This window comes from Hafnia alvei, from assembly GCF_034424155.1.
In the GTDB taxonomy this organism is placed as follows: domain Bacteria; phylum Pseudomonadota; class Gammaproteobacteria; order Enterobacterales; family Enterobacteriaceae; genus Hafnia; species Hafnia alvei.
The window spans coordinates 884,526-909,819 of record NZ_CP139992.1; the positions used below are offsets into that span (position 1 = coordinate 884,526).

The 25,294-nt window shown below is 51.7% G+C and carries 18 protein-coding genes; 7 read left to right on the top strand and 11 right to left on the bottom strand.

Annotated features, from left to right (window positions below):
- Position 1 precedes the first annotated feature (1 nt).
- From vasI to tssB, 11 genes are read right to left on the bottom strand one after another with little or no spacing between them, the layout of a single operon-like run.
- Positions 2-745 carry a type VI secretion system-associated protein VasI gene (gene vasI / locus U0008_RS04080; RefSeq protein WP_043491142.1) on the bottom strand — a complete coding sequence of 248 codons (744 nt, stop codon included), beginning with the start codon at positions 743-745 and terminating at the stop codon, positions 2-4.
- On the bottom strand, positions 742-3,492 hold the full coding sequence (gene tssH / locus U0008_RS04085; protein ID WP_043491146.1) for a type VI secretion system ATPase TssH: 2,751 nt from the start codon (positions 3,490-3,492) through the stop codon (positions 742-744). The genes vasI and tssH overlap by 4 nt, the downstream gene beginning before the upstream one ends.
- Positions 3,493-3,503: 11 nt before the next feature.
- Positions 3,504-4,325, bottom strand: coding sequence for a type IVB secretion system protein IcmH/DotU (icmH, locus tag U0008_RS04090; RefSeq protein WP_080723911.1), 822 nt, complete (start codon positions 4,323-4,325; stop codon positions 3,504-3,506).
- Between the two features lie 4 nt (positions 4,326-4,329).
- Complete coding sequence (gene tssK / locus U0008_RS04095) at positions 4,330-5,673, bottom strand: type VI secretion system baseplate subunit TssK (protein ID WP_025802556.1); 1,344 nt, start codon at positions 5,671-5,673, stop codon at positions 4,330-4,332.
- A gap of 2 nt (positions 5,674-5,675) precedes the next feature.
- Positions 5,676-6,182, bottom strand: a complete 507-nt coding sequence (tssJ, locus tag U0008_RS04100; protein ID WP_115349384.1) for a type VI secretion system lipoprotein TssJ — start codon at positions 6,180-6,182, stop codon at positions 5,676-5,678.
- A 23-nt stretch (positions 6,183-6,205) separates the two neighbouring features.
- Complete coding sequence (gene tagH, locus U0008_RS04105) at positions 6,206-7,492, bottom strand: type VI secretion system-associated FHA domain protein TagH (protein ID WP_043491149.1); 1,287 nt, start codon at positions 7,490-7,492, stop codon at positions 6,206-6,208.
- Between the two features lie 16 nt (positions 7,493-7,508).
- Positions 7,509-8,552, bottom strand: a complete 1,044-nt coding sequence (gene tssG / locus U0008_RS04110) for a type VI secretion system baseplate subunit TssG (protein WP_043491151.1) — start codon at positions 8,550-8,552, stop codon at positions 7,509-7,511.
- The gene (gene tssF / locus U0008_RS04115; RefSeq protein ID WP_043491154.1) at positions 8,519-10,342 is read right to left on the bottom strand and encodes a type VI secretion system baseplate subunit TssF; all 1,824 of its coding nucleotides are present in this window, start codon (positions 10,340-10,342) and stop codon (positions 8,519-8,521) included. Before tssF ends, tssG begins: the two co-directional genes overlap by 34 nt.
- A gap of 5 nt (positions 10,343-10,347) precedes the next feature.
- The gene (gene tssE / locus U0008_RS04120) at positions 10,348-10,767 is read right to left on the bottom strand and encodes a type VI secretion system baseplate subunit TssE (protein ID WP_404813191.1); all 420 of its coding nucleotides are present in this window, start codon (positions 10,765-10,767) and stop codon (positions 10,348-10,350) included.
- A gap of 7 nt (positions 10,768-10,774) precedes the next feature.
- Positions 10,775-12,259 carry a type VI secretion system contractile sheath large subunit gene (tssC, locus tag U0008_RS04125; protein WP_043491159.1) on the bottom strand — a complete coding sequence of 495 codons (1,485 nt, stop codon included), beginning with the start codon at positions 12,257-12,259 and terminating at the stop codon, positions 10,775-10,777.
- A gap of 19 nt (positions 12,260-12,278) precedes the next feature.
- Positions 12,279-12,779 carry a type VI secretion system contractile sheath small subunit gene (tssB, locus tag U0008_RS04130; protein WP_025802543.1) on the bottom strand — a complete coding sequence of 167 codons (501 nt, stop codon included), beginning with the start codon at positions 12,777-12,779 and terminating at the stop codon, positions 12,279-12,281.
- 684 nt (positions 12,780-13,463) lie between these two features.
- Here tssB and U0008_RS04135 point away from each other — a divergent pair.
- The 7 genes from U0008_RS04135 (at position 13,464) to U0008_RS04165 (ending at position 25,182) form a co-directional block, all read left to right on the top strand.
- Positions 13,464-13,982, top strand: coding sequence for an Hcp family type VI secretion system effector (locus U0008_RS04135; protein ID WP_043491161.1), 519 nt, complete (start codon positions 13,464-13,466; stop codon positions 13,980-13,982).
- Positions 13,983-14,197: 215 nt separating this feature from the next.
- Positions 14,198-16,189 carry a type VI secretion system Vgr family protein gene (locus tag U0008_RS04140; RefSeq protein ID WP_043491164.1) on the top strand — a complete coding sequence of 664 codons (1,992 nt, stop codon included), beginning with the start codon at positions 14,198-14,200 and terminating at the stop codon, positions 16,187-16,189.
- A 10-nt stretch (positions 16,190-16,199) separates the two neighbouring features.
- On the top strand, positions 16,200-17,378 hold the full coding sequence (locus U0008_RS04145) for a DUF2169 family type VI secretion system accessory protein (protein ID WP_043491167.1): 1,179 nt from the start codon (positions 16,200-16,202) through the stop codon (positions 17,376-17,378).
- 2 nt (positions 17,379-17,380) lie between these two features.
- Positions 17,381-21,952, top strand: a complete 4,572-nt coding sequence (locus U0008_RS04150; protein WP_080723912.1) for a PAAR-like domain-containing protein — start codon at positions 17,381-17,383, stop codon at positions 21,950-21,952.
- A 1-nt stretch (position 21,953) separates the two neighbouring features.
- The gene (locus tag U0008_RS04155; RefSeq protein WP_043491171.1) at positions 21,954-22,313 is read left to right on the top strand and encodes a hypothetical protein; all 360 of its coding nucleotides are present in this window, start codon (positions 21,954-21,956) and stop codon (positions 22,311-22,313) included.
- Positions 22,314-22,666: 353 nt separating this feature from the next.
- A complete protein-coding gene (locus U0008_RS04160; protein ID WP_080723915.1) occupies positions 22,667-24,799 on the top strand; it encodes an RHS repeat-associated core domain-containing protein in 2,133 nt (710 codons plus the stop codon).
- Positions 24,799-25,182: a hypothetical protein gene (locus tag U0008_RS04165; RefSeq protein WP_121626114.1), complete on the top strand. Its 384-nt coding sequence runs from the start codon at positions 24,799-24,801 to the stop codon at positions 25,180-25,182. Before U0008_RS04160 ends, U0008_RS04165 begins: the two co-directional genes overlap by 1 nt.
- Positions 25,183-25,294 lie beyond the last annotated feature (112 nt).

The window sequence follows — 25,294 nt, forward strand, 5'->3', positions numbered from 1 at the left end:
CCTACTCTCCCGCCCAGTGACAGGCGTCGCGCAGCGGCCCGATAGTCTGTGCCAGCCCGTCGATGTTAAAGGTCAGTTTCTCGTCGGCATTGCCCGCACCGGTATCCACCGTCAGCGTTTTTGCACCAAACAGTTGTTTAATTTCATCAATGCCGGATAGCCCACGACTGGATTCCAGCAGGATGCCGTTTTCGCGCACAAACCAGCGGCTGCGGAATGTCCTGCTGTCGGCCTTTAAGGTGACGGCGATATCGTGCGTGTCTAGCGCCTTAGCTAGCGCCACCTGCATTCGGGTGATATTGTCCATGCAACTGAACATCAGTACTGGACGCGGCGGAACATGCCCAATAGCCGGAGTGGTGATAATCACTGTCGGGCGTTCGCCCGATGTCTGCATGACCAGCAGTTCAGTAGTGTTATCCTGACGGTGTTTTTCCTGCGCAGTCGCGCGGGTCCAGGACTCACCAACAAAATCCGCTTTCACCAGCGCCCCGTTAAGACCGTCCGGCGTTATGGGGGACAATAGGCGGTCGTAACAGTCAAGGCGTTCCAGCGCCGCAGGCTCTTGACGACAGGTCTGCATCGCCTGTAACGTAGCCTGCGTATCCTGAGAGATCGCCGTCACACTCGTCATCGCCGAACCGGAAGCGGGGGAGAGATTCGCCGTCGCCGCACGTGCAGAGAGTCCGGCCAGCAGGCCCGCTAACAGCCACCCGGTATGCCAGAAAACGCGCATCCTGTTCATAAAACAGTCTCATCCTCTGTTATGGACTCGCTGTCTTCTACATCTTCCACGTCTGCAGTAAATGCGCCGTCAGCAGCTGACAGCTGGATACGGGCAATGCCGGTGCCTGTTGCCATTTTCTGCAACAGTAGCAGCGAGAGCGGCGGCAGCATGTCGCCGTCAATCACCGATTCCAGCATCCTCGCCCCGTTTTCGGCGCGAGTGACGCGTTTCATGATTTCATCTGTGACTTCCTGTTCGATAATGACATCAGCACCAAAGCGGCTGCGCAGCACGTTATCCAGTCGGGCTAGCTTCCCTGTGATAATGGTGGCGAGAGTTTCTTTTGACAGCGGCAGATACGGCACCACTTCCATACGCGCCAGCAGCGCAGGTTTAAAGAAGTCGGCCAGTACCGGATACAACACTTCCAGCATGGTTTCCGGGTCATCAGCGTGTTCGACAATCACCTGATAACCGAGGTTGGAGGTGAGGAAAAAAACGATATTTTTGCAGTCAATTAGACGGCCTTCGCCATCGGCCATCTCGCCCTTATCAAAGGCCTGGTAAAACAGGTTGAGTACGTCTGGGTGGGCTTTTTCCACCTCATCGAGCAACACTACCGAGTACGGTTTCTGACGGATGGCCTCGGTCAGCACGCCGCCTTCACCGTAGCCGACATAACCCGGAGGCGAACCAATCAGCCGCGAAACCGTGTGTTTTTCCTGAAACTCCGACATATTGATGGTGGTGAGGTATTGGCGACCGCCGTAAAGCAGTTCCGCTAATTGCAGCACGGTTTCAGTTTTACCTACGCCGCTGGGACCCGCCAGCAGGAATGCTCCTAGCGGTCTTCCCGGGCGACGCAAATCAGCGCGTGCGGTGAGTAAATGCTTATGTAGGTTGGCTATTGCTAGATGCTGCCCCTTGATGGTATTGCCCAGCCATCGTGGCAGATCAGTAATGACTGACATCTCATTCTGCGATAAGCGGTTTAACGGCACGCCTGTCCATTCGGCAATCACCGCCGCAATCTGCTTTTTATCGACGTGTGCAGAGACCAATAACTGCGTGTTATGTAGGGCATCCAGCTCAGCGGTTAACTGCGGCAGTCGTTCAGCCGGAGAAATCATATCTGCAGCCTGACCTGCTTCTGTGTTTTCTTCCGACAATGTGTTCTCAGTGTCATCAGCCCGCATGGCTTCTGCGCTATCCCGTTCTGCCGTGATATCCGGAACGGTGTCATCATTTGGGAGCGAACCTAGCAGTTGCTGGCGCAGCGCAATGATCTCTTGCACCAGCAACTGCTGTTGTCGCCAGGCAGACACTAGTGTCTGCAGCGCCTGCTGCGCTGTTTCATACTGTGCATGAATCTCATTCAGCCGCGTGGTATCGGTACGCAGCCCGATCCGGATCTCTCGTTCAAGCTGGTGGATCTCCGCTTTACACTGGTGGCTCTGGGTGGTCAGCGCCGAGATTTGTTTCGGCGGAGAGGAGAGATTAATTGCCACGCGGGCGCAGGCGGTATCCAGCACATCAATCGCTTTGTCCGGCAACTGGCGGCCAGAAAGGTAGCGCTCGCTTAATGTTGCTGCCGCCTGTAAGGCTTCATCGTCGATCAGTACACCGTGTGATTTTTCATACACCGCCGACAGGCCACGCAGAATAATGGTCGCTTCCGACGCTGTTGGTTCGCTGACTTTTACTAACTGGAAGCGGCGCGACAGCGCGGCATCTTTTTCGAAGTATTTTTTGTATTCGCTCCAGGTGGTGGCGGCGATGGTTTTCAACTCACCACGAGCCAACGCCGGTTTTAGCAGGTTGGAGATATCCAGTCCGCCTTGCTGGTTGCCCGCGCCAATTAAGGTATGTGCTTCATCGATAAATAAAATGACGGGAACAGCAGAGGAAATGACTTCTGCCATCAGCCCCTTGAAGCGCTTTTCAAATTCGCCTTTTACTGATGCTCCAGCCTGAAGCGCTCCTAAGTCCAGGGTCATAATATCGGTGTTTTTCAGCTTATCCGGTACTTGGCCTGCGACAATACGCAACGCCAGTCCTTCAATTAAGGCACTTTTACCGACGCCAGCTTCCCCCACCACCACCGGATTGTTTTTACGGCGGCGGCAGAGAATATCGATCATTAGGTCAATTTCATGGTCGCGACACAGTACTGGGTCGAGTTGCCCCTGACGCGCATCTTCAGTCATATTCTTCGCGTAGCGGCTAAGTAGATTGTCGCCGGTGGGTGCTATCATGCTGGGCGATGGGCCGTCCACATTCCGCATTACTGTTTCCGCCGATTCTCGCGTCCATTGCGCAAAATCCTGTTGCAGTTGATCGCGGTTAATGGCTGTCAGCAACCGGGCGGCAACCGGCGGCACATAACGCAGCGGTGAGTGCAACAGTGCCAACAGCAACATACCGCCGCGCAGTTCACTGTGCTGCATCTCAGCTGATGCCAGTAGCCAGCCTTCTTTCAGCCACTCAACCAGCATCGGGGAGAATGCAGGGTAACTGTCTGTTGCCCGCACCGTCGCGTAATTTTCAACCGTGAGCGCTCGACGCAGCGCATTCGTGTCAATGTCCGCTTTTTCCGCAATCACCCTTACGTCACTGCGTACCGATGTCAGCATCTGTAACAATACATGTGCCACGGTAATTTCCGACGCCTGCTGGCCCATGCACTCCGCCGCTGCCGCTTCCAGCGCCTGCCGGGATAATTGGTTAAGATGCTTAACCAGAGAGGCCAGATTAATCTGGATCATATGCTGTGTCCTTACCTGGCCAGTAGCCGGTTCAGTTGATGCAGAATATCCTGCGTCTGGCTGTCCAGCCGCAACATGTAGAACAGATAAAAGAGCGCCAGAACGGCAATGCCGCCAATGAGCACATGTTTGATGGTCAAGCGTCTCATGAGCTGATAGCGTCCACCTTGCGTTTTTTTGTCCTGATGCAGTAGCGGAGAAGGGGCATCACCGCGCAGTGTGTGCAGAACATGGTGCAGACGGCGATATATCTGTTCAAACTCACCCTGATCATGTATGGCGGCCACCTTGTAGCGCCCACGAAAGCCCAGAGAAAAGCAGAGATATACAAATTCCAGCAGATCCTGATAACGCTTTGGTTCGCGGATCAGACGCTCTAGCAAAATAAAAACCTTCTCACCGCCCCAGGCTTCATTGTGGAAATGGACCAGCAGTGACTGTTTAATCCACTCGTTCTTGTTCGACCAGCCATTACCCAGAGCAGCCTCGTCAATAAAAGTGCAGAGCACATAGCGACACGAGACAATCACTCCCGGCTCGTAGCCCTGCTCTTGAAGCAGTTGCTCCACCGCCTGGACATCTGTTACTACCTGCGCGAAGAGGTGCTCCGGCATGGTCTGGCTGTTCATTCCCTCCATGCGCATGACCATTCCCAACAATGGTGTGGCAGCATCAACCATCGGGTTTAGGCTGTTACCACGTAGGGGCAGCCGGTACTGACGACCGGAATGTTCCTCTGACAGCTCATGCAACGCCGAATCCTTTTTTTCCGCTGGTGAAATGGCATCCTGGCTGTTATTTCCGGCGGGAAACAGAATGGATTGTTCGCTCATGATCTCATCCTCTTATTGCCCACAACTGTATGTTCAGTTCAGGAAAAGAGCCGGAAATATGTAGTCCCAACGCCCCAGCTTTCACCACGTCCTGCCAAGCGGCTGCGCCCTTATCCAGTTCAAAGTAAACAAAACCATCGTGATAAGGTAACTGTCGCGGCGCGGCTGTTCTCGGCGTCAGTGGCACGCCGGGCACCTGTACGCTGACCATATCGCGAATTTTATTTGTGGCCGCCACTTTGGACTGCTGAGTAAATTGGTGGATAAGCTGGCCGTGCGGCATCCGCGCACGTACCGCGAGAATGAAGGTGCCAGCCTGCAACAGCGTCGGATCGTTAACCGTAGCAACATAAAATCCGTCGGAGAAGGCCAGGGGTAGGTTTTGCGCACGCGGCATCAGCACGGTGTTAAGCGCCCGACGCAATTCCGGGATCACCGTTTTAAACGACTGCGTGAGATCGCGGTGGTTGTAAACATCCACCGGGCAGGGCAGACGGCTGTCCTCCGTAAAAGTCATCAGTTCACCCAGCAGCCGAACTAGATCCAGATAAAAGCTCTCCGGGGGCAGTGTGCGCAGATGCGAACGATGAGTGAAATGCATCTGGCTGCGGTTAAGCATCTGCAGCATCATAAACTCCGCCACATCGGCGATCCCACTCTGTTCCGGCGAACCAATTCGTTTTGCCAGTTCACTGGCACGGTTACTGATAAGCCCCTGTACGTCACCGGCAAATCCGTTAAGCACCGGGCTGACGCGTATGGCCTGACAGGTTGGGATGAAACTGTCATCCAGTATCAGCGCCCCGTTAGCATGCTGGCTGCGGATACGGCACAGCGGCAACGTCACCATCGCACTGAGATCGTCCGCGCCGCAGACGATTTTTGGGGCCAGTTGCCCCAGCACTATTTGCTGTACATCGCCATCATCGGAGTGCAAATCGCGGACATCAGCTCGGGCCAGACGGTAGCGTTCCGTCCCTTGACCGGCGCTCTGACGGCCCTCAATTTCGCAGGTAATATCGCTAATGACCGGTAGTGCCAGATAGATGTCATGGCTGCCCTGACGGGAAAGATCGAGAGGCTGAAAAGGCACTGGCAGCTGATCTTGTCCTGGAATACTGAATACCGTGCCGTCCGGCATACAGCCCTCTGCACTGTCTAGCATGAGTTTCCCTTGGGCCAGCAACTCCGTATTGATCGACAGCGAGGTGAACCCCCAGGCAAAATCGACCTGCGCATTCATACGCTGGTTAAGCAAGTATTCCTGATTGCGCTGCTGTTGCTGGAAGTGTTGCGGCAGGGCAAACAGCCCCTCCTGCCAGATCACCTTGTTTTTCATGGTCGCCATCGTCAGTTGTCCTCTTTTTTCATTTCGATGCTGCTCTGCCGTACATGTACCAGCAGGCGGTAGCTATGGCCGGTGCTTTCCACTGGTTCAATTTGTTTCCATTCGGTGGTCTGGTCATCAGAAAAATAGGCCACAACGCCGATAAACTGAGTTTTCCCATCCAGCTTCACCGGCGGCAGGGTCTTAATCGTGTCCGGCAGCAGGCTAAAATCTTGGTGATCGATATAGTTTTTCCCCAGCACATCCGGTAGCGCCGTGCTGGCTATCTGGTCATAGTCGGTGGCCTGTAACTTGGAGTCGTCACTCATATAAATCAGTTGCACATCCACAGAGGCGGCTTCACCATCTGCATTGATGTTGGTGTCTGGCTCGGTCAGCAGCGTCACCGTAATCTCTGACGGTTGCTCCGCCAGCTTCCCGACCTGAACATCCGGATTGGCGATCACCTGACCGAGTTTTTTCGCCGTTTCGCAGCCGGTCAGGTGTACGCAGAAAAACAGCGCCACCATGCAGACACGAAAAAAACGTATTGTCATGCTTCCGGCTCCCGCTGTTTTTCGCGCAGTACACGGTCATAGATCTGGGCATAGACTTCGTTAAACAGCATCTCAAACCCCTGCTGGCGGCTGGATGCTAACTCGTCGTAATAATCCCTATACATTTTCCATGCCCCTGCATCGTCCAGCGGCTGACGCAGTTCATGGCTGCGGCGGTACTGCACAAAGCGACGCATCAGGCTCTGCGGTGAGAAGGCATCGAGTAACACACGTAATGATTCAACAATCGCGGCGCGATTAGCATCTTCGTGATGACGGATGTTACGCAGACTCTCACCAACAGCCGCGGGGGCTGCCAGATGTACCGGGCTTTTACCCTCAGCAAACATCACGTCGAGTGCTGTGGCATAATCCATGTTCAGGCGCAGCGGGTTATCTTCCAGCGGGCGCAGGTGTTTATCCGATAGGCTGTTGCGTCGCTGTTGTAGATCGAGCAGTCCTTTAATTGCTGCCTGTAATGTCCTCCCAGCTTCTTCAAGGAAAGCATCAGCATCCTGTGAGTTGCGTACAGCAAGTGAGCTGCCCAGCCCACGTAAAAGAGGAGTAACGGCAAGATGAAGTTGTGCCATATCTGCCAGGGAGGTCGTATCATCATGGTTCTCTTGCGGGTCGGGATACACAGACGGCAGATCCATAAATGATTTGTCGATAGCGCCATCTCTGCCGGTGAACGAAGAGCGGTCAGGGACGATCCCCGAAAGCGGATCGCCTGCTACGGTCAATCTTTCTGTCTGTAGTGCCTGAAGTGGATCGGCAGAAAAGCTGTTAACGACTGTATCTGCAAGCTGATGCATCCGGGGCATTCCCGGGTATGCAGGCTGGCCATCTGTTGTCAGAAGTGCGTCCGCCAGTCGGTCACGGTTGCTAACAATCGTTTCTGGTGCGGCCATTTGCTCGCTGTAACTGACCAGCTTCCCTTCGTGAATAAAGGCTTTCAGCGTGAGCGCGCCCAGCGAGATTTCATCGCCTTGCCGCAGGCGCACCACCCCCGCATCTGGGGCTACCGGTGCTTGATTAATCATCAGGCCTGGCATTAGGCTCTTCAAGCAAAATGCGCCATCATGCAAAATCACCCGGCAGGCGCGACCGGCTACGGCCCCCGCCCTGTCTTGTACCGGCCAGTGGCATTCGGGGACGTTGCCAATATCCCCGCCATCAGTGGTAAAGAGGCATTTTGCCGCACGCCCACTTTCCAGTTCGTTGCCATTCATCACCTGCAATGTCAGTGAGAGGGTGGGAGACTGCGTTTTTTCCTCAGCCATATGCGATTCCATAAAATTAATCCCTGATGTGGAGGGTGATGGACGGCGGCGCTTTAGGCTGACCAATAAACGCTGTGCGCCCGATACAGGAGCGGGAACGGTCGCCCAGCCGCATTCCTTTTGCTTGTTCCGGTGCTAGGTCGAGCCGTAACTCCCAGGCGAGTTGATCACGCAACAGAAAGGAAATGAACAAGGTCAGTGCCTGATGATTCTCGCCGTCTGGTAAAAACGAGAGATAACGCGCCATTGACAGATTGCCTAAGCGCAGCAGGAATTTTCCGCTACGGTCAAGCACTCTGGCCCCGAGGGTAAAATTAACGCCGATAACCGAGCGCCCCGGCACATATCCGGCGGTTCTACGTTTCGGGTTGCGCACGCCCAGCCGGTTTTGCTGTGCGGGATCAACGGGTACTTTACGTAACTGCCAGCTCTCAATACTGACATCCGGCAAATCGAAACAGTGGCTGACAAGATTGCATACCACATCCGGCGAGCGCCCCGGCGTTGCCAGTATTCCTGCATAGGCCAGCATTTTGCTGTGGTTAATGGCGAGTCTGTCACGCACGCTCGTATTGCCCAGCCCGACCAGCGAGTACATCCGCAGTGAAAAGGCATCCGTTCCGCCATTGCGAAAACAGATGTAATAGCGATATTTGCGCCAGGCGTGATAAGCGAACTGTGTCCAACGGTGGCTGAAAAGATCGAGGAATGCTTTCAGCCCTTCTTCATTTTGTGCTGACTCCCGCGCCATTCGGTCTAGGTAGTAACCAGGTAAGGGCGACTGGCTACCGGAAAATCCCAGAAACTTTGTGGTCAGGGTAAACAGTCCAGTATGGTTACGCTCAAGTGTGCTCAGATCGCTGCCTGGAAAAGCAATACTGGCATCGGATTTGAACAATGCCACTTCCTTCTCCGGCTCGGTGCGCAGCGACGGCTCATGATTCGAATCACCATACCGGCGGTATAATGACTCCATTAGCACAAAAAAATTTATACCGCGCACATCCGAGGACAATGCGTTTTCCCCTACATCAGGGCATGCTGGCCAGTGTGTTGCCATTCCCAGGACTCCTGACTTTCCGTGTTAATGATTCTGAGACAGTGAAATGAATTGATGCTGGCGTACAGAGCAAAGAAATACGACAACACGTTCCCCAACAGGTAGATTTCGCCTTCGCAGACGAAAGGGGCTGGATTGATCCACAGCGTGGTGGACAATCCCCGCACCGGCACACCTTTAAACAGACGGTCTACCGGATGGGACTCCATCCTCTCGATAGCGTCCAGCTTTTGGGAGGAAAGGCGGGCCTGTTGCGGATGATGAATACCAGGTAAATCAAAGGTGCGAAGTATCTGGATCAGTACGTCTCGGTCCAGCAGCGAGAGATAGTTCAGGTTCATACAAGAAATCAGCGACCAGTGCATATCGCCGTCCATCACCGGATACAGTGGGCGAGTCGGGCGTGTGACGTTACTGAAAGAAGCCACTGCTGGATTTTTATTAACGGCTTCGCAGATATCGCCAGTATGCAGCGAAGCAGGTAGCATCCGGTTGGTACAGACCAGCGAGGCGGTAAACACCTCACCTTTCAGACGAGGGTCTTCTGGTAGGCTGCCATCGGCGTGGACAAAAGCAATGGAGTGATCCAGACCACGATGAAACAGGGACGTTTTTGTACGGTGATGCCAGTAGACAACGTCACGCTGGCTGCTGTACTCAATCTGGTGCTGAAATCCCTCGAATTCAGGCCAGAGCCTAAATTTTTCACCATGTTTAGATTCGTTTGTTTTACTGGAAACCGATTGTATCCGAAAGATGTCACAGGACTCCGGATGCTGCTGGCTAGCACACAACGGATACTGCGGTGCGTTACCATCCGGTCTGACGGGTTCAGAATGATGCACAAACAGGTTTACTGCAGGTGTACAGTACGGACGCAGTGAATCTCGACGCAGTTTGATATCTGCGGGCAACGGCAGATTAAAACGCAGGCGCAGCGTAAAGTTATTGACTGGGAAGTTCTCTGGTAACGGGGTAGCATCCCGCAGATGAAAAAAGAAAAAGCTCTCTGGGTAGCAGAAATACTCCTGAAGCACCCGATAGCCGCTATGAACGTTTTTCGGCCATGGCAACAGCGCATCTTCCCGTTCAAATCCGGCAGCATCTAGCCACAGATCCGGCAATGATACGTGGTGTTCTCCGCTCACCAGTTCCGCATCCATCAACCGCTCACTAAACCACATATAGAGCTGATGGCGGGTATAGTCGTCATCATTGCCCAGCCAGAAGGTGAGTTTATTCAGATCCAGTTCACTGGGAGAAACGTTACCTTCCGTGAAAAAATCAATCTCAATAAGGCCTTCTTTCAGGGTGCTATTGTTTCGCACATCCTGGACCAATAGGGGTTGCAGCCAAATATCACGCGCTAGAGTAAAATGGCAGGCCGTCTGAGCCACTTTATTATCTTCGCTCGTCAATACGCCCTGAGCAAAGAGCTGCCTACTTCTTCCTGCCTGTGTTTTTATCAGTTCATCTCGGCAAACTTGAACAGGTGTTTTCAGCTCTTTTTTAGGACGGTATTCAATCACCGCCATTGCTGGAACAGGACGCAGATAATTGGGCCACAGCATATTTATTAGCCCATGTGTAAACTCTGGGAACTCATCTTCCAGCTTTTGCCGCAGGCCACCGGAAAGGAAGGCGAAGGCTTCCATCAGGCGCTCCACATCAGGATCACCCTCCTTCTCGGCCAGAAACCGGGCAAGATAAGGTTTTTCTTGTGCCAGCAACTTGCCGAGTTGGCGCAGATAGTCCAGTTCCTCGCGATAGTAACGCTCTTCGAAAGCCATCCGGTTTACTCCACGTACCAGTGCTGGTGGTTATCCAGCATAATGTCAAACTCCAGAACATCCTTTCTGTCGCTGAAATTCAGGTATGCAACAATGTGAAAATGCAGCTCCAGCTGCGCATAGCTATCCTCTGCGCAGCTGCTCACCACCACATCTGAAATACGAGGCTCATAGCGCAGAATGCAATGTTTTATAGACTTAACCATCCATTCCCGTAGGTTCACAGAATCAGGAGATTCATCATTAAAATCAGCAATCCCCAGTTCTGGCGAACCGTAGCAGCTACCGGAACGGGTGTTGAGGACATTACGCAGATTATTGCGCACAGAATGCAGCAATATTGCCTTTGTCCGCTGGCGCGAAGAAGGCTTAGCCGATTCCCCGATGCGCTCAAATAAACTGCCTCCGGACTCCCGTTCCGTTATCATGGATTTATTCCCTGTCTAACCGTCCAACGAGAGACAGTTCAAACGACGCTCCCATGTATTTGAAGTGCGGGCGGACACTTAGTGCGACCTGATACCAGCCGGGTTCTCCTTCCACATCAGATACTACAATCTTCGCCTGACGCAGTGGTTTGCGGCTGCGAACTTCAGAAGGTGGGTTTTCCTGATCAGCGACATACTGGCGAATCCAGGTATTTAGTTCGCGCTCCAGATCACCTCTTTCTTTCCATGAGCCAAGCTGCTCACGTTGCAGAACCTTGATGTAATGAGCCAGTCGGTTGATAACAAAAAGGTAGGGGAGTTGAGTACCGAGTTTGTAGTTAGTTTCGGCTTCTTTGCCTTCCACTGTGTTGGGGAACACTTTCGGTTTCTGCACCGAGTTAGCGGAGAAAAATGCTGCATTATCAGAGCCTTTGCGCATAGTGAGAGTAATGAAACCCTGCTCTGCCAACTCATATTCCCGCCTGTCGGAAATGAGAATTTCAGTTGGTACTTTAGCTTGAAGTTGACCCATTGCCTCATACAGATGCACCGGTAAATCTTTCACAGCTCCGCCGCTTTGTGGACCAACAATATTTGGACACCAGCGGGTTGACATGAAGCTTTCGGCCATGTTCGCCGCCAGAAGAAACGCTGTATTCCCCCATAAATAGTGCTCATGGTTTTTGCTGACATTTTCGCGATAATTAAAGCTTTTCACCGGATTTTCATTTGGTCCATAAGGGTGGCGAAGCAGGAAGCGCGGAGCTGTCAGACCAAGATTACGAGCATCTTCCGATTCACGCAGCGAACGCCATTTCGTATACGCTGGACCTTCAAAAATGGCGGCAACATCTCTGATACCAGGGAGTTCGGTAAACGAATCCAGGCCAAAAAACTCCGGAGAAACTGAAGACAGGAACGGAGCATGGGCCATTGCGGAAACTGAGCTGATGTATTTCAGCAGCTTCATATCTGCGACCGTGTTGTTAAAAGCGTAATTACCGATCACGGCGGCTACTGGCTCACCGCCAAACTGGCCAAACCCCGTGGCGTAAACCTGGCGATAGAAGCCGGACTGCGTGATTTCTGGGGCAAATGAGAAATCGTCCAGAAGCTCTTCTTTGGTGGCGTGTAGCAGGTGAATTTTGATGTTTTCTCGTGGATCTGCATGATCAACTAGCAGCTTAAGTGAACGCAGGAACGACTCCAGTTCCTGGAACTCTGGGGCATGAAGGATCAAATCCATCTGGCGGCTCATACGCTCATCAATATCGGCAATCATGCCGTTGACCGCAAGGATATCGACAGATTCCGTTTCGTCGTTACTCTGCAACAGCGTGGTAATGAACGCTGTCACGCCCTGTCGGGCGATATCGTAGCTTTCTGACTCCGGTTTAAAACGGGTCTGCGCCATAATTTCATCCAGCAGATTGGGCGCTGTGACCGTTGCGGTGGAAGCAGATGCTTCCGGTAAGGTGATCTCTGACATACTGAAGTCCTTTTACAAGTTAATTCCGACCAGCGAGGCCCAGTTCTGCAATCAGTTGTTCACGGCTCTTTTCGTCACCAAGTAATGCCTGAAGTTGTGCACGGAAAGCTGGGATATTGCCCATTGGGCCACGAAGTGCTACCAGCGCTTCGCGTAACTCCAGCATTTTTCGCATTTCTGGCACCTGGGTGGCAATGTTGTCCGGCGAGAGATCGGTCAGCGCTCTGACTTTCAGGTTGATCCCCATACGTGCATCGGGTGTTTCACTGAGCGCAGAAGAAACTGTGAACTCGCGTTTAATACCCGACTGTTCCAATACCGCATTAAAATTATTACGATCGATGGCAATTAGCTGGCGCTCATCCATTGGTGTGTCATCTGTACCGCCAATCAGATTGCCCGCGACCAGCAGGTTAAGTGGTAATTCCACTTCCGCTGTTTTATTTCCTGTTGTTGGCTGAAATTTAATATTTATACGCTCTCGTGGCGCAATACTGCCACTATCATGTTTGCTGCTCATAAGAATACTCCGTCAGGTTATCTTCCAGGCCATGAATACAGCATGAATCGCACTAAAAATACTGAAAATGCCGTTTCAGTGGCAGTTAAAACTTTTTTACGACTTAATGTTTTTGCATTCTACGCGCAGAAAAATATTTGAGAAGAACTTTTTATTAGAATGAAAGAGGGGTATTCTTCGATGAGTTCTTAGCGAATTAATAAGAATATTCAAACCAGCGGTGGTGCGAATGAAAAGAATTTTAAGTTGTTGTTTGTTTCATAACTGATTGTGTTTTAAGAATTAAGCGTGGATTAATAATTAAAACTTATAATTAATTCTTTTTTTATTAGAACCAAAAATGAAGAATGACTTTTCTTAGTTAATATCTGATTAATTACAAAATTAAATATCAGTAAAATAACGAGTGAAATATTCACTCAGGAACGAGTTATATCGATAAGTGCAGATATAAGAAAGGACTAATAAAATATAAAACTGAACATGTATTTCACTTAATCAAAAGTGCATTCACATCATCAATATAAAAGATTCTTGTGATTGCTGCTCGTTTCGGTTTACCCATAAACCGGATAAAGAAATATAAAACGGTTCCCGGTGTGAACCGTGTCTGTATCTGCCTGCCGAGGATTAACGACAGGTTATCGTAAGTAGTTGTTGATAACATTCACAAGGAGTTTATAAATGCCTACACCGTGTTACATTTCCATTAAAGGTCAGACTCAGGGAAATATTACCGCTGGTGCTTTCACCGCTGATTCTGTCGGCAACATCTACGTGCAGGGCCACGAAGATGAAATGCTGGTGCAGGAGTTCCAGCATAATGTGACAGTACCGACTGACCCACAATCCGGTCAGCCTTCTGGCCAGCGTGCCCACAAGCCGTTTATCTTTACCGTGGCGCTCAATAAAGCCGTTCCGCTTCTGTACAACGCACTCGCCTCAGGCGAAATGCTCCCAACGACGGAGCTTAAGTGGTGGCGTACTTCGATCGAAGGTAAGCAGGAGCATTATTTCACCACCAGTCTTACTGACTCGACTATCGTCGATATCAATCTCCATATGCCGCACTGTCAGGATCCGTCTCAGCGTGAATTTACCCAATTGCTGGCCGTGAAGCTGGCTTATCGCAAAATCGAGTGGGAACACGTTAAGTCAGGCACTTCCGGTGCAGATGACTGGCGTGCGCCGTTGGAAGCATAAGTTAATCAACAGCATCCTGTCCGTGAAGGGCGGGATGCTGTTTTTGCATTGAGCACCGATAAAAAGAGGGTTGTCAGTAAGGGGTTACGCTTTTACGGGAGATAGCGGGTGCCGGAAGCTTCGGCGGTTCCGTGTTTGAAGATAAGCGTAACACTGTACTGTCACAGCCGCTAACAGCGGATGTCTGTTTTCCCGCAAGGATCAGGGAGGTCATTATGTCATTAAAAGGGCTGCGTTTTACGCTGGAGGTGGATGGGCAGGCACCGGATACTTTCGCTGTAGTGAATTTCCAGCTTACACAGTGTTTTTCCGTCCCATTTGTATTGAATGTGGATGTTGCCAGTAAAGAATTTGGTCTTACGGCAGAGCGTTTACTGGAGAAAAAAGCCACGCTGACCATTTGGCAGGGGGGAACGGCACTGCGTTATGTCACCGGAGTGGTAGCCAGCTTTGGGATGAAAGAGAACAACCGCTGGCAAATGCAGTACAATCTTCTTATCCATCCTCCCCTGTGGCGTAGCGGTTTGCGCCAGAACTTTCGCATCTTCCAGCAGCAGGATATCCAGACTATCTCAGCCACCCTGCTGGATGAAAATGGTGTAACTGACTGGACCCCCTCCTTTAATGCAAGTCATCCAGCACGTGAATTCTGTGTGCAGTATGGTGAAAGCGATCTGGCATTTTTATCACGCCTGTGGGCTGAAGAAGGTATTTTCTTCTATGACAAACTGGCTTCAGAGGGTCCGGACCAGAAGCTGACGTTGTGTGATGACGTGGCAGGTCTTACACCAATAAAAAACGCCATTACCTTTAATCCAAACGTCAACACTGGAGTCACCGAGGAATGCATCAGCGTATTCTATTATATAGCGAGTGTGCGTCCCTCATCCGTGCTGAGCAAAGATTATACCTTCAAGACCCCCGGCTGGGAGGGCAAATTTACCCAACAGGGCGAGAACCTGAACGGCCAGTTCACTCAGTATGAAATCTATGACTATCCGGGGCGTTTCAAGGACGAACAACACGGCCAGGATTTCGCCAGTTACCAGATGGATGGGCTACGCAACAATGCTGAATTAGCCAGCGGTGTCAGTAATTCGCCGAAACTGTGGCCGGGGACTCTCTTCACGCTGAAGATGCATCCGCAGGAAACTCTGAACCGGGAATGGCAAGTAGTCAGCAGTACAATAAGCGGTGAGCAGCCTCAGGCACTGCATGGTAGCCAGAGACAAGGAACCAATCTGTATAACCAATTCAGCGCTATCCCGGCGGATCGTACCTGGCGTTCACTGCCACTGCAAAAACCTAAAGTGGACGGACCACAAAGCGCCATCGTCACCGGCCCGGCGGGTGAGGAAATCTTCTGTGACGAGCATGGTCGCGTGCGCGTGCAGTTTCACTGGGATCGGTATAACCCGAAGGATGAAACCAGCTCCTGCTGGGTACGTGTCTCGCAGGCATGGGCTGGTACCGGATTCGGTAACCTTGCTATTCCGCGCATAAACCAGGAAGTGATAGTGGACTTCCTTAATGGCGACCCTGACCAGCCCATCATCATGGGGCGCACCTACCACCAGGATAACCGCTCTCCCGGTGGCCTACCCGGCACCAAAACTCAGATGACTATCCGCTCAAAGACCTATAAAGGAAGTGGTTTTAATGAGCTGCGCTTTGAGGATGCGACCAGCAAAGAACAGCTCTATATGCACGCCCAGAAGGACATGGTGACAGAGGTGCTGCATGACCGAACGACAACGGTGGATCACGACCATACCGAAACCGTGAAGAATAACCAGATGGTCACGGTGGTTGTGGGGCAGACGGTAAATGTGGGCAGTAAGAACGAAGAGAAACACGATCAAAAAGTTGCTGTTGCCCACGATCAAACCATCACCATTCAGAACGATCAGACACTCCATGTTGTTCATGACCGCCATAAAAGTGTGGATAACGATCAGATCACCACAGTTACAGGGTTTGATACCGAAACCGTGGTGAAAGATCAGAAGGTCAGTGTTAAGCAAAGCTATACGCTCGATGTCGCCAATATCACCACGATCAAATCCGGCGACAAAATCGAACTGATATGCGGTAAAAGCTCTATCACGCTGGAAAGCAGTGGAAAAATAACCATCTCCGGGCAGGAGTTTGACTTCACCGCGGGCGGCCCGGCAAATATCAAAGGCAAAGACGTATTCATCAACTGAGGCCTGAAAAATGGAATTTCGTAATCTGACGCCATTTTCAGTGATGGAATACGCGATGGACGACAAGCATAACGAGCGTCATCACGTTATCGCCATGAAAACGGGTTTCCGGCTGGTACAGGATGTAGAAGGACACTGGCAGGCGCAACTGATGGAAAACCCACCGCTGCCGCTCTGTCTGGAAGATGAGTTTATCGGGGAAATGAATATGTCTCCGGTCCTGCGTGAAAGTGACCTTGCGCCCCTGAAAACCGCCTGTGACATCATCATCAATGGAACTGCCTATACGCCGGGTGGCGTCGCTGTACCGGAAATGATGGCGGGCGTATTGATGCGTTCCCCCTTGGGTGACGTCATTCTGGACAAAAAAATCCGGGTGACGGGACCTCGCTTTTACCGGCGTCAGGCATTAACGGGGCAGTGGAGCGAAACTGAACCCGAGCCTTTCACCTTCCTACCACTAAATTATCGATACGCCTTTGGCGGCGAATGCCGCGTGGAAGCCGCCAGCGAATATGCTGAGCGTGTTCCTGAAGAGTTTCACCTTACCGAGGCCCAGCGTGGTGAACATCCTGATCGGGATAACCCTCCACTGGCACACGTGGTCTGCGAGGTGAATCCGCTGGGGCTGGGTTACGCGCAGCCCTGGTATCTGCGGGCCTGTGATATTCAGCAGGTCGAAGCTCCGCGCCTTATCGCAACCGACAGCCCGTTTACCCTGAAACAGTTTACTGCCGTTCTGGACGGAAAAGCCGACTGGAATGCACCTGAATTTCAGCCTGCGGGTTTTGGTTGCCTCAGCCGCACCTGGGTTCCACGCCTGCGGCTGGCCGGTACTTATGACCAGAAGTGGCTGAAAAATCGCCATCCCGGCCTGCCGGATGACTTTAACGCTCGTTACTGGAATTGCGCACCGCGTAACCAGCAAATTCCTTTTCCTGCTCCTGGTACAGAAATCACCCTGCAAGGGCTACACCCTGACGGCGATATTACCTTCACGCTGCCTGCAAACTGGGCGGGTATTCTGCTGCGGATGAAGAGCGGGGAAATGGTGCCGCAGATGATGTGGTCTGACATGTTACATATTGATACCGATACCCTCACGGTGGCGCAGACCTGGCGTTATGTATTGCCGGTCAGTTCGTCAATCCGGGTGATGGAAGCGCGTTACAGCCTCGCAGGAGAATAACGATGGCGAATAATTATATGGCACGTCAGGACGGGTCATGGACGGTGGTCAGCCTGTGCCCGGACGTCTGCAAAACCCCAATGGGGTGCGCCACTCCGCCGATCCCCTATTCGGTCATTGCCTTTATGGGGGATGCAGTACAGATCGTTCCATCCGTGAAAGTCAACGGATGTCCGGTGTTGGTTCTGGATCAGAGTTTTATCCCTTACACCAAAGGGGATGAGCCGGGTGTGGCAAAAGGGATTAAGAGCGGTACGGTGGGCGATATCTGCGAACCACTGGAGTTCAGTAAAACGGTTTTTGCAGGGGGGAAGCCTGTTCTCAGGCACTTCGACACGTTCTGGATGAATGCCCGGAATACGACAGGGTTAATTATCGGTCAGCCACCTAAAGCAGCAATTCCAGCCAGCGAAGCCGATCCTGCACCAAAGCCAGAAACAAAAGAAGAGCAAAGCATCTGGGATCGAATGTTGATGATCCAGATGGAACAAAACCGGTTAGAAATCGATACAGCTCCTCTGAAGGTTCAGATGACTATTGGTTTCATCAAAGCAATCTGGAACCAGATCCCTGATATAGCAACGATGCTGATCCAGGGTAGCAACCTGCAGTATGGCGGAGAAATGCAGATGAATGCGGCCATCCTGTCGGCGATGGGCATGGATAAGATGGGGGAGTCAGAGAACCAGATGGGCAAGGAGGTGATGGCACACGCCGGTGACTTTAATCTGGATAAATACCGACTGGAGATGAGTAACGAGACGCAGAAAGTCGGTGGCAGGATGTTTGACTATGGTTCGCTGGTGTTCGCGGGGTATGGTCTGTTGAAAGTCGGATTCACAGGCCTTAAAGCGATGCGGGCTGTCAGTGAACTGGCACGTGAAGAAGCGGCCGCAGGAAAATTCACCGCCGATCTACTGAAACTTGATAAGGCCGGAGATGCTGCAAAAGATACAGAAAAGCTGGCGGATAATGTGATACCCGAAGGCCAGGATGGTGCAAATGTTAGCGGTGAAATCGAGGGGACTGGTGAGAGTCAGGGGGTTGATGCTCAGTTGTGTACGAAACCCGGTGAACCTGTAGATATCGGCACCGGCGATTTTCTCCAGCATTTTAGCGTGCTTTCGTTGCCAGGCTCCCTGCCGCTGACGCTCTCGCGCTTTTACCGCTCTCAGGCTAAAGGTGCTGGGATTTTTGGCCCGAAATGGACCGATGAATGGTCTGCATCGCTGACGTCACAGGATAACCGGCTGCATTTTACCGACAGTGAAGGCGTTGTACTGTATTACCGCCTGCCGCAGGACGGTATTTTTCGCGGGGCGGTGAATTCTCGTCAGGCACATTACCGGTTGACAGGGAATTTGCGAGACGGGGTGAGCGTTTTCGATCGCCGTTCGCAGCAGACACAGCTCTTTTCCCCGGCAGGAAAGGGCGTCTGGCTGTTATCCGCTGTCTTCGATAATTATGGCAACCGGATTAATTTTATCCGCACGAATGGCCTGCTGACGGAAGTCCGTCACAGTGACGGCTATACGCTTACGCTTGCCTGGCAACAGTCTCAACTGATGAGTATTGATCTGGTGACGCCACAGCGACAGCGCCTGGTGAGCTGTCATTATGATAGTAATGATTTTCTGGCAGAATGCGATACCTTCCAGTTCTCGCATTTATGGCATGAGTACACGTCAGAAGGCTTCATGACCCGCTGGCGGGATACGGACAAAACCTGCGTGGATATCCGTTATGATCCGCAGGGGCGCGCTGTCAGCACGCTGTCAACGGAAGGCTATTTCGATGATCGTTTTATCTATAACGATGATGAAAAATGCACCACCTATCTGGATGCGGAAGGCGGCGAAACCCGTTACTGGTATAACGAGGACGGTCTGGTTACCCGCAGCACCGATCCGCTGGGGCGGGAAGAGATTACCGTTTGGAATAATGCCCGACTTCAGTCTCGCACGGATGCGCTGGGGCGCACCACCGCGTATCGCTATAACCGGGAAGGAGAAATCATTCAGGTTACCCTGCCTGGCGGTTACAGTTTGTATTATGACTATAACGAAAACGGTCAGTTAGCTCGCCTAACTACGCCCGGCGATCAGGTGTGGCAGTGGGATTATGACGACAAAGGCAGCATGGTCTGCCTGATCGACCCACAGGGTCGGAAGCAGCAGTTCAGCTACAGCGAGCAGGGTGATTTACTGGCACGTGTTTTGCCGGGGGGAGCCACCTGGCGTTGGCGCCATGACGCCCTGCATCAGGTGCGCGAGACTGTTGCGCCAGACGGCGGCATCACGCAGACCGAACAGGATATTCTGGGCCGCCTGCTGAGTGTCAACGATCCACTCGGTTTTACCACGCAGTTCCGTCACAGCAAAACCCACGCCGGGCCACAGGGCAGCGTCGAGGAAATCAACCGCCCGGACGGCGTACGTGAGTTAATGCGCCAGAACAGCGAAAAGCTCGGGGAGAGCTTTACCGATGGTGAGGGGAAAACTACCCACTACGAATATGGCGCATTCGATCTGCTTACGGCACTGGTACGCCCAGACGGCGAACGGCTGGAATGTCGCTACGATAAACTCACTCGTTTAACGGGCATCATCAACGCCGCAGGCGAACAGTATCAACTCGAATACGACAAATCCGGGCAACTCATCACCGAAACGGACTTCACCGGTCGCACGTTGCGCTATGAATATGATGCCGCCGGGCGCTGTATCCGCACCACCTTCCCGGACGGCACACACCTCAACCGGCGTTATAACGTCACCGACCAGCTTACCGATGAAGAGGTGACACACGGGGAAAGCAACCGCACGCTGAGTACCACCACTTTTCGTTACGATACGCAGCGTCGTCTGGTTGAGGCGAAAAATGACGCTGCCACCGTGACCTTTGAATATAACGATGCAAATCAAATTGTTGCTGAAACCCTGAACGGCAGGCGGACAGAATACGGTTACGACTCTGAACTGGATACCGTCAGACAGCGCACCAGCGCCGGTATTACAGAACGCTTTACCCGCGACCCGATGGGGCATCTGACATCATGGCAACTGAACGACCACGCTCCGCTCACGTTTGAACACGACCTGCGAGGTCAGGAAACATCCCGCCGCAGCGATGCCGGATTTTACCAGACGCTGGGCTACACCCAGACCGGAATGCTGACAAAGCAGGTTGCCGGAGACCATCACACCCAGCCGGACACCCGCCACAAAAGCCTGCAACGCCAGTGGCTGTACGACCACGCGTACAACCTGACGATGATATCGGACTCGCTGCGCGGTTCGGCCTTCAACAGCGTGACCGCCAACGACCAGATAAGCCACGCCACTTGGACCGGCAGCGGCCCCGTGCCGATGTGCGAAGAACGCTTCACGTATGACAAAAACCTGAACATCACCCGCCGCCAAACGTGGGTGAATGAGGTGCTGGAGAGTGAATCACACCAGCAGCAACAGCAGGGGCGGGTGGTATACAGCGAGCACAAAGGCTGGCGGCACCAGACGCACCGTATCAACCCGGACACCGGCAAACCGGAAGAGGGGAAATTTGTCCGGGTAGTGAACGCCCACAACATCACCTGGAAGTATGATGCCAATGGTCGTCTGGTGGAAAAACTGGTCGATAAAGGCGGATACCGCCCGCTGGAATGGCGCTACCGCTGGGATGCCAGAAGCCAGCTTACCGGACTAGAAACCCCAGAAGGCGAACGCTGGGAATACAAATACGACCCGTTTGGCAGGCGTATCAGTAAGCGCTGTACAAACCGCGACAGACCGGGGATGGATTTTCACTGGAACAGCGACCAGTTGGCAGAGGAAATCCCACTGCACTCTGATGGTACGCCAGATGATAAAAATACGATCCACTGGATTTACGAGCCGGGCAGTTTTACGCCGCTGGCGCGCTACGAAAAGGGGCACCTGCACTATGCGGTGACGGATATCACCGGGCGTATTCAGGAGTTACTGACCGAAGACGGCACCATAGTCTGGAAAGGCAAACCGCAGCTCTGGGGCAAAGAAGAAGGCAGAAGTCAGGAAGGCGCCCCGAGCTGTCGCCTACGTTTTCCGGGGCAATATGAGGATGACGAATCAGGGTTGTTTTACAACCGTTACCGGTACTATGATGGTGATACGGGGCAGTATGTGTCGCCGGATCCGATAGGGCTGCTGGGTGGAATAAATCCGTATTCATATGTACAGAATCCGCTGAAGTGGATAGATCCACTGGGGCTGTGTAAGGGAGATTTAACTCACTATAGTGGGACTGATAAGCCAATGACTAGTGGCGCTTCGCCTAACTCTCTTTATAGCCATGTTGATCCAAAGACCGGAAAGGTTGTACAAAATGCTATATATGACTCAAATGGAAATGTAATAGGCCATGTTGATTTTAAAAACCACGGCATTGGGTCAGGGCATTATCATGAGTTCCCTATTCCTGGCAACCCTGCATCTGGGCATGGTGCTGGCAAACCTCACAACCCTTATTCAACAATTCCTCCTGGTTGGGATAAATTGCCTCCGGAATTAGAACCGCATACACCAATAGGTAAATGAAATGATTAGTAATTTATTAAAAGAAATAGCTAATGGATATGATGGGCTAATCAGGAAGATAGAGTTCCAGTCTTTTGATAGCGCATTTATCGTCATATCTGCAATGAGAGGAGAAAATAGAGAATGGGTAAATGTTAAATTTCAGTTGAATGGACTAAAAGAGTTTTCCGTTAAACAAAAATTAAACTACTCAAATGTTGTTTTGTCTTCTGGTATTTCTTACATGAATATAAACAACACTCATTACATTGATTTTTCGCCCTATTCTGACTCTATGGAAACCGAGAGTGATTTTAGAATGTCTGATGTGTATTTTTCCTCAGAACTAATTGATTACGAGATAATTCCTTATTCAGAGTAAATAAAAAGCCGGAGAGATCATTAGATGTTCCCGGCTTTCTATCTGTAAATTATTTAATTAGTCATTTCTCGCAGCACACTTTTAATATTTTTATTAGCCTGCTTAATATCCCGAAGTTGCTGGCGAAGCGCCTCCTGCTCATGCTTCAGAACGTCCACTTCATCGCGTCACGAATAAGTACAATACAGCCGTTAGATATTTTCACGGTAAGATGTGCCCCGTCTCAAATCCCGCCTCGCGCAACTATTTGCCTTTAAGATGAATACGCGCAGCCAGTTGCCTTTTAGGATCAGCATCGGATAGCGTGAGTAATAGCGAGTTCTGAGGTGCTGCTGTGTGCCGCGCAAGAGTTGATGTGCCAGAACAGCGAAAAGCTCGCGGAGAGCTTTACCGATGGTGAGGGCAAAACCACCCATTACGAATATGGCGCATTCGACCTGTTAACAGCAGTTGTTCGCCCAGACGGCGAGCGGCTGACGTGTCGCTACGATAAACTGACTCGCTTAACCGAAATTACCAACGCCGCAGGTGAACGCTATTGCCTTAAATATGACAAAGCTGGGCAGCTTGTTGCGGAAACAGACTTCACCGGGCGCACGCTGACCTACACCTACGATGCTGCGGGGCGCTGCATCCGCACCTCTTTCCCGGACGGCACACACCTCAACCGGCGTTATAACGTCACCGACCAGCTTACCGATGAAGAGGTGACACACGGGGAAAGCAACCGCACGCTGAGTACCACCACCTTTCGTTACGACACAGAGTGCCGCTTGGTGGAGGCGAAAAATGATGCTGCCACCGTGACCTTTGAATATAACGATGCAAATCAGATTGTTGCTGAAAACCTGAACGGCAGGCGGACAGAATACGGTTATGACTCTGAACTGGATACCGTCACACAGCGCACCAGCGCCGGTATTACAGAACGCTTTACCCGAAACCTGATGGGGCATCTGACATCATGGCAGCTAAACGACCACGCTCCGCTCACGTTTGAACACGACCTGCGCGGCCAGGAAACATCCCGCCGTAGCGATGCCGGATTTTACCAGACGTTGGGCTATACCCAGACCGGAATGCTGACAAAGCAGGCTGCCGGAGACCACCACGCCCAGCTGGGCACCCGCCACAAAAGCCTGCAACGCCAGTGGCTGTACGACCACGCGTACAACCTGACGATGATATCGGACTCGCTGCGCGGTTCGGCCTTCAACAGCGTGACCGCCAATGACCAGATAAGCCACGCCACCTGGACCGGCAGCGGCCCTGCGCCGATGTGCGAAGAACGCTTCACGTATGACAAAAACCTGAACATCACCCGCCGCCAAACGTGGGTGAATGAGGTGCTGGAAAGCGAGACTCACCAGCAACAGCAGCAGGGGCGGGTGGTATACAGCGAGCACAAAGGCTGGCGGCACCAGACCCACCGTATCAACCCGGACACCGGCAAACCGGAAGAGGGGAAATTTGTCCGGGTGGTGAATGAGCACAATATTACCTGGAAATACGATGTTAACGGCAGACTGATACAGAAGCTGGTTGATAAAGGCGGTTATCGCCCCCTGCAGTGGCGCTACCGCTGGGATGCCAGAAGCCAGCTTACCGGACTCGAAACCCCAGAAGGCGAACGCTGGGAATACAAATACGACCCGTTCGGTCGGCGCATCAGCAAACGGTGTACTAACCGCGACAGACCGGGGATGGATTTTTACTGGAACGGCGACCAGTTGGCAGAGGAAATTCCGGTTGGCGCTGACGGTAAACCGGAAGATGAAAACGCCATTCGTTGGATATATGAACCGGGCAGTTTTACACCGCTGGCGCGCTACGAAAAGGGCCAGCTGCACTATACGGTCACAGACACCGTCGGGCGAATTCAAGAGCTGCTGACCGAAGAGGGCACCATAGTTTGGCGGGGACAACAGCAACTCTGGGGTAAAGAAGAAGGCAGAAATCAGGAAGACGCCCCGAGCTGCCACCTGCGTTTTCCGGGGCAATATGAGGATGAAGAATCAGGGTTGTACTACAACCGTTACCGGTACTATGATGGTGATACGGGGCAGTATGTGTCGCCGGACCCGATAGGGCTTGCGGGGGGAGTGAACCCTTACGGGTATGTATCGAATCCGCTGAAATATATTGACCCGAAGGGGTTGTGCAAAACGGATGGTGGTAATAAGAATCCCCATGGTACTTATCGACCTGATCGTCCATTACCTCGAGATAAAAATGGGAATCCGATCCCTGATGTTGACGCACCGCATACTCAATTAGGTACTAAATCAGGTAGAAAAGGAGCTTATACTCAAGCCCGAGAATGGGGGCGTGATGAAAATGGCAATTTAATTCCTAAGAGAGGTATTGACTTTACAGATCATGGAAGACCGAATGAACATCCAAATCCCCATCAGCATGATTATATTCCTAACCCTACGGGGGGAACACCTCAGCATGGCCCGGCAAAACCTCTGGAGATTCCATAATGAATGTGAGTAAAGGACTGATGTGGCATAACGGAGAAAAGATCCGTTTATCTCATTTATTAGAGAAAATACCTCCTAATAAATGGGACTGGTATCTATATGAAATAGAAGCAGTTGGTATTGCACCAAGGGGTATGTCAATGATTGACTTTGAGCAGCAAGTTTTATCCAGCGATACCGGTTTAAATTTATCCTGGGATGAACTAACCTCTTTTGCTAATTCATTGGACGACATAACTAATTTTTTTTTAGCTGCATTATTAAAACCAGTGCAATATAGTGTGTTAGACAATGGAGATTTATCACACTGCCTAGCTTTAATAACCATTTCAGATAGTATGTCATGGGAAATAAAATTGGCAAAAAACAACAATTTATTATGATATAAAATAGAGCCGGAAAGATCGCTAGATCTTTCCGGCTTTTTTCTAATTAGTCATTCCACGTAATATATTTTAATATTCTTGTTAGCCTACTTAATATCCCGTAGTTGCT

Bases quoted from the DNA above. Each gene is read 5' to 3' on its own strand.
- vasI (WP_043491142.1), bottom strand. From the start codon at position 745: ATGAACAGGATGCGCGTTTTCTGGCATACCGGGTGGCTGTTAGCGGGC.
- U0008_RS04160 (WP_080723915.1), top strand. From the start codon at position 22,667: ATGTGCCAGAACAGCGAAAAGCTCGCGGAGAGCTTTACCGATGGTGAG.
- tssK (WP_025802556.1), bottom strand. From the start codon at position 5,673: ATGGCGACCATGAAAAACAAGGTGATCTGGCAGGAGGGGCTGTTTGCC.
- tssH (WP_043491146.1), bottom strand. From the start codon at position 3,492: ATGATCCAGATTAATCTGGCCTCTCTGGTTAAGCATCTTAACCAATTA.
- icmH (WP_080723911.1), bottom strand. From the start codon at position 4,325: ATGAGCGAACAATCCATTCTGTTTCCCGCCGGAAATAACAGCCAGGAT.
- tssB (WP_025802543.1), bottom strand. From the start codon at position 12,779: ATGAGCAGCAAACATGATAGTGGCAGTATTGCGCCACGAGAGCGTATA.
- tssC (WP_043491159.1), bottom strand. From the start codon at position 12,259: ATGTCAGAGATCACCTTACCGGAAGCATCTGCTTCCACCGCAACGGTC.
- U0008_RS04165 (WP_121626114.1), top strand. From the start codon at position 24,799: ATGAATGTGAGTAAAGGACTGATGTGGCATAACGGAGAAAAGATCCGT.
- tssF (WP_043491154.1), bottom strand. From the start codon at position 10,342: ATGGCTTTCGAAGAGCGTTACTATCGCGAGGAACTGGACTATCTGCGC.
- tssG (WP_043491151.1), bottom strand. From the start codon at position 8,552: ATGGCAACACACTGGCCAGCATGCCCTGATGTAGGGGAAAACGCATTG.
- tagH (WP_043491149.1), bottom strand. From the start codon at position 7,492: ATGGCTGAGGAAAAAACGCAGTCTCCCACCCTCTCACTGACATTGCAG.
- U0008_RS04140 (WP_043491164.1), top strand. From the start codon at position 14,198: ATGTCATTAAAAGGGCTGCGTTTTACGCTGGAGGTGGATGGGCAGGCA.
- tssJ (WP_115349384.1), bottom strand. From the start codon at position 6,182: ATGGTGGCGCTGTTTTTCTGCGTACACCTGACCGGCTGCGAAACGGCG.
- U0008_RS04145 (WP_043491167.1), top strand. From the start codon at position 16,200: ATGGAATTTCGTAATCTGACGCCATTTTCAGTGATGGAATACGCGATG.
- U0008_RS04135 (WP_043491161.1), top strand. From the start codon at position 13,464: ATGCCTACACCGTGTTACATTTCCATTAAAGGTCAGACTCAGGGAAAT.
- U0008_RS04150 (WP_080723912.1), top strand. From the start codon at position 17,381: ATGGCGAATAATTATATGGCACGTCAGGACGGGTCATGGACGGTGGTC.
- U0008_RS04155 (WP_043491171.1), top strand. From the start codon at position 21,954: ATGATTAGTAATTTATTAAAAGAAATAGCTAATGGATATGATGGGCTA.